7 protein-coding genes are annotated in these 4,789 nt (G+C 64.1%); 6 read left to right on the top strand and 1 reads right to left on the bottom strand.

The genetic code is table 11. From position 1 onward, the window contains the following. Positions 1-18: 18 nt before the first annotated feature. A complete protein-coding gene (locus KAY22_RS24715; RefSeq protein ID WP_296625785.1) occupies positions 19-357 on the bottom strand; it encodes a hypothetical protein in 339 nt (112 codons plus the stop codon). 137 nt (positions 358-494) lie between these two features. Between KAY22_RS24715 and KAY22_RS24710 the strand changes: the two genes are divergently transcribed. The 6 genes from KAY22_RS24710 to KAY22_RS24685 all read left to right on the top strand — a co-directional run. After that, positions 495-1,463 (top strand): magnesium and cobalt transport protein CorA, encoded by a 969-nt coding sequence (locus KAY22_RS24710; RefSeq protein ID WP_296625784.1) that lies wholly within the window; start codon positions 495-497, stop codon positions 1,461-1,463. A gap of 155 nt (positions 1,464-1,618) precedes the next feature. Then, the gene (locus KAY22_RS24705; RefSeq protein ID WP_296625783.1) at positions 1,619-1,882 is read left to right on the top strand and encodes a hypothetical protein; all 264 of its coding nucleotides are present in this window, start codon (positions 1,619-1,621) and stop codon (positions 1,880-1,882) included. Between the two features lie 10 nt (positions 1,883-1,892). Then, a complete protein-coding gene (locus KAY22_RS24700) occupies positions 1,893-2,414 on the top strand; it encodes an SAM-dependent methyltransferase (protein ID WP_296625782.1) in 522 nt (173 codons plus the stop codon). Then, entirely contained in the window at positions 2,411-2,674 is a 264-nt protein-coding gene (locus tag KAY22_RS24695) for a hypothetical protein (protein ID WP_296625781.1), read from the top strand. The genes KAY22_RS24700 and KAY22_RS24695 overlap by 4 nt, the downstream gene beginning before the upstream one ends. Positions 2,675-2,692: 18 nt before the next feature. Next, positions 2,693-3,988 (top strand): diaminopimelate decarboxylase, encoded by a 1,296-nt coding sequence (gene lysA, locus KAY22_RS24690; RefSeq protein WP_296625780.1) that lies wholly within the window; start codon positions 2,693-2,695, stop codon positions 3,986-3,988. 306 nt (positions 3,989-4,294) lie between these two features. Beyond that, positions 4,295-4,789 (top strand): PAS domain-containing protein (locus KAY22_RS24685; RefSeq protein ID WP_296625778.1); only part of this gene is annotated, 495 nt, incomplete at its 3' end.

Below are 4,789 nucleotides of genomic sequence, written 5' to 3'. Positions count from 1 at the left end.
AGGGACGGCTGAGCCTCGTCAGCGATCGGACGCTGAAAAGCAGCGTGTCTCGTGGGTAAGCTCCCACCACGATTGCTTGGTGTCGTGCTGCTTGGATGTTCCGGCGGATCGACGTTGGTCCATCGCAGCGTGTACGAGGCGGCGCGTCATGGTCCCGCACAGGCCGCCGAGTTCGGCCTTGCCCTGTTGACGTTCATCCTCGCCAGCACTGGCATGCTGCTTCTTGTCCACGGGGCCAAGCTGTTCAAGCCGGCGCCTTCTCGCCTCCGCAGTGCCGAGCAGCGTGTCCGAACCGCGTTTCGCTCGCGCCTGGAGGCGCCCATCACGCCACAGGGCCGGGCGTTCGATACGCGCCATGGCGCTTCGATGATGCAGGCGCGTCACCGCATGGGTCTGTCGCGGGGTGCACGATTGATCGCCGAATCCGATGCCCAAAATTCCGAACGAACCCTGATCGATTGGACATCGGCTCCTCGGCGCTGATCAGGACACTCATGCCTGTCATTGCCGCCTATCTGTACCGCCATGGTCGTCGTGTTCGTGAGATCGCGATCGACGAACGGGTGGATTGCCCCTCCGATCGCTCGGAGTTCGTCTGGATCGGACTGACCGATCCGTGTGCGGACGATATCGACACGCTGCAGCGCCTCTACAACCTCCACCCGCTGGCGGTTGAGGACGCGCTGAAGGACGGGCAGCTGCCGAAGGTCGACGTCTACGGCGATCAGCTGTTCGTCATCGGCCGGACCGCCCATCTGTGCGACGGGCACATCGTCTACGGGCAGACGGCCGCCTTCCTCGGGCACAGCCATATCATCACCGTACGGCAGGGCTCGACAAGGTCCTACAAGCCGCTGCGCGAGCATCTGGAGGCCGCACCGGACCTGCTGGGTAAGGGCGGCGACTATGTCCTCCACGCCATCCTCGACTTCATCGTCGACGGCTATCTGCCGCTGATGACTGCCCTTGAGGAGGAAGTCGCGAGCATGGAGCAGCGAATGCTCGACACCTTCCTTGATCGCGCCGAGATCGCCCGCATTTTTTCGCTGCGACGTGAGCTGATGCGCTTCGATCGCATTCTGGTTCCGATGGAGGAGGTTGCCCGCAAGCTGTCCAAGAACGAACTTCCGTGCGTCGATGCCGAAGCTCGACTGTACTTCCGCGACGTGCTGGATCACGTTCGCAGGGTGGAGACAATGGCGAGCGGTTTGCGCGATCTGCTGTCATCGGTGTTCGAGTTCAGCAATCTCATTGAGCAGCAGCGCACCGGCGCGATCACGCGCCAGCTTGCGGCCTGGGCAGCGATCCTGGCCGTGCCGACTGCCATCGCCGGCATCTACGGGATGAACTTCGAACATATGCCCGAGCTGCGGAGCCCCTACGGTTATCCCATAACTATCGGCGTGATCCTGACGATCTGTTCGGCGCTGTACTGGCGCTTCCGCAAGGCGCGTTGGTTGTAGATCACTTGCCCGCCGACCCGAATGCGACGAGCCGTTATCAGGCCTACGCGCGCACTATGCACTTTCCCGGAATCGATCTCGAAACACTATGCGGGGCCTAGTACCTCGGACAAGCGGGCGCTGGACGCTCGATTATCGAAGGTTTGAAAGGCGATATGTCGTCCGAACCCAATCCGGAGCCCGACGAACGCGGGACGATCATCTACGTCGGTCAGGACAAGGCGGGCCACTGGCTCGTGCAGGATAGCGGTCGAAAGATGGAGGGCCGGTTCGTCTCACGTGGCGCAGCGCTTAGCTTCGCCGAAGCGGAGCGTCAAATCTACCACGCGAGCATCGAGATCGTCTCGGCACCGCTGGTTCCGCTCATCTCCTTCGAGCCGGTGAGCCCGGCCGAGCACGCGCTACGCTGCGCCGCCTGAGGATCATCCCATGACACCGAAACTGAAGCCGTTCGTCACGGCTGATCGTCTGTCGTCCACCTCGATGGTTACCCCGTCCACGATTCTAGGCAGCCGTGCCGCGCACAATGATGCGCGCTGGACTGACATCTGCGGCGCGCTTGCTGCTCTGCGCGAGCGAGGGCGCCATTCCGTCCGCATCGTCGACGCCGACTGCGCCTGCGGCACCTTGCTTATCGAGGCCGTGCGTCACGCCAGGGCGCTCGGCTTCACAGCGATCGAGGGCCGCGGCATCGATGGCTCACCGGCGATGATCGGGCGGGCGCGTGCAGCAGCTGCACGTCTGCACGAACCGGCGATCGGGCTCACCTTTGAGGTGGCGGATATGGTCGAGGCGCTGGCGGGCGAGGCTGATTTCCCGGCAGACATCGTTCTGTGGCACGGTGGTCGCGCAGGCGACGACCGGCCGGGCGTGCGGGCAAGCCTCGTCAATGCCGGCGACCTGCTCATCGTCGACCGCGATCGCCCGCGTGATCGGGCACGGGCAGCATGACCCGTCGCGACTTGCAATGGAAAGCCGGCGGCTTCGCGCTGCTGGCATCCTCCTGTGCGATGTGCCTGGCACTCGACGGCTCCCCGGCGATGATCGTCTTCTTCCCGCTCGCCCTGCTCGGCTTGCCGCTGATGATCCATGGCAAGCGGGTCGGTCAGCTGCTCCGCGCCGAGCGGCGCGGGCACAGCCACACCGCCGACGTCGTCCATGCTGCCCGCGTGCGTCGCCGCGGGCAGGCCGACGACGGCTTTGGACACTGACACGCAAGGTCTCCTTACATGAGCTTCTTCGACTATCGTGACGGCGTGCTGTGCGCCGAGGGCGTCGCGCTGCCCGTTATCGCCGATGCGGTCGGCACGCCCGTTCACGTCTATTCGGCGGGGGCGCTCCGCCATGCCGCCAACGCATTTATGTCTGCCCTGCGGGGGCTGCCGTCCGCCCGCTTCGCCTTTGCGGTCAAGGCCAACCCCAACGGCGCAGTCCTCCGGCTGCTCGCTGAGTGTGGCTATGGGGCCGACATCGTGTCGGGGGGCGAGCTACGCCGCGCCTTAGACGCAGGGATCGCGCCTGCGGATGTGGTCTTCTCAGGCGTCGGTAAGACCGATCAAGAACTGATCGACGCGCTGGAGGCCGGCATCGGCCAGTTCAACCTTGAGCTGGAGGAAGAGGGTCGTGTTCTGGCGCAGTTGGCGCGGCGACGCGGCATGCGTGCGCCAGCGGTGCTGCGCGTGAACCCCGATGTCGATGGCGGAACGCATGCCAAGATCACGACCGGCAGGCGAACAAGCAAATTCGGTGTCGATATCGCGGGCGCGTCGGACATGTACGATCGACTGGCGCAACTCGACGGCCTCGATCTGCAAGGGGTCGCGCTTCATATCGGTAGTCAGATCAGCGATCTGGAACCGCTGGAGGCCGCGTACCGCCGGATCGGCGCGCTTGTTCTTGACCTTCGCGCACGCGGGCACCCGATCACCCGGGTCGATCTGGGTGGTGGGCTCGGCATTGCATATCGGCCTGAAGATGTGATGCCGTCGCTCGCCGCCTATGCGGCGATGGTTGCGCGTGTGACGCGCGACTGGAACGTCAGCCTCACGTTCGAACCCGGTCGCATCATCACCGGTCTTGCCGGCGTGCTGCTGACACGGGTGATTTGGGTGAAGCCCGGCCTGAGCCACCCGTTCGTCATCGTCGATGCCGCGATGAACGATCTGGCACGTCCCGCGCTTTACGACGCATATCACCGCTTCGCGGCCGTCCGCCCGGATGGGACTACGATGGTTGCCAACATCGCCGGGCCCGTCTGCGAAACTGGTGACATGTTCGGCACCGATCGGACGATCGATCACGTGGCGCGAGGGGATCTGGCCGTCTTCCACGCAACCGGCGCGTACGGAGCGGCGATGGCCTCAAGCTACAATTCTCGCCCGATCAGCCCACAGGTGATGGTCGATGGGGACAGGTTTGAACTGGTCGGTGATCGTACCTTGCCGTTCGATACGCCGGCTCCATTGGGTTGCAAGCCTCGGACTGCTGGCAGCGTTTTCGATGCTGAGCTGACACAAGCGGCTTAAGGCCGTCATCTGTTCCTGGAATCGATGGTCAAACGGGAAAGCGCACGACCTGTCCGTCGACATTCGTGCCACGCAGCCGTTGTAGAAGGGCTGCCTTCATCGAGTGAAAGTGGTCTATATGTCGGCTGCTTGGCAACCGGCCGTCCTGGTCCTGAGACCAGGTAGGGATCGAAGATGGATGTTAACGATCAGGGCAATGACGGCAGGGGTGGCGATCTCCGTAGCCTGACGGACGCTTGTGACTGGTCGGCGTCGTCTCTGGGCGCTCGCGAGAGTTGGCCGCGCTCGCTCGAAACCATCCTCGACATGATGCTGTCGTCGCAATTCGCCATGTGCGTCGGCTGGGGGCCGGAGCTGACGCTCTTCTACAACGACGCTTATGTGCCGTTCCTCGGTTCACGACACCCCTCCGCCCTGGGAAAGCCCTTGAGCGAGGTTTGGGCGGAAGTCTGGCCTGATATCGAACCCCTCGCCGCATCGGCGATGGCCGGCACCCCGGTCGGGCATGAAGACCTGCCCCTCACCATGACACGGCACGGTCATCCGGAAGAAACGTGGTGGACCTTCGCCTACAGTCCGCTGCGCGATGACCAGGGCGCAATCGCCGGCTTCCTCAATATCGCGACCGAGACCACCGCGAAGATCGTCCACGAGCGCGAACTGGCGGCGCGCGAGACCGAGCTGCGGGCGCTCAACAGCGACCTTGAAGCACAGATCGTCGCGCGCGCACGCGAGCGGGCGACGACGTGGACAGTCACGTCGGAACTGCTGTCGGTGATCGATCTGCGCACGGGCTGCTTC

Source organism: Rhizorhabdus sp. (assembly GCF_018006725.1).
Lineage (GTDB): Bacteria > Pseudomonadota > Alphaproteobacteria > Sphingomonadales > Sphingomonadaceae > Rhizorhabdus.
This window is presented reverse-complemented; position numbering and strand designations above follow the sequence as displayed.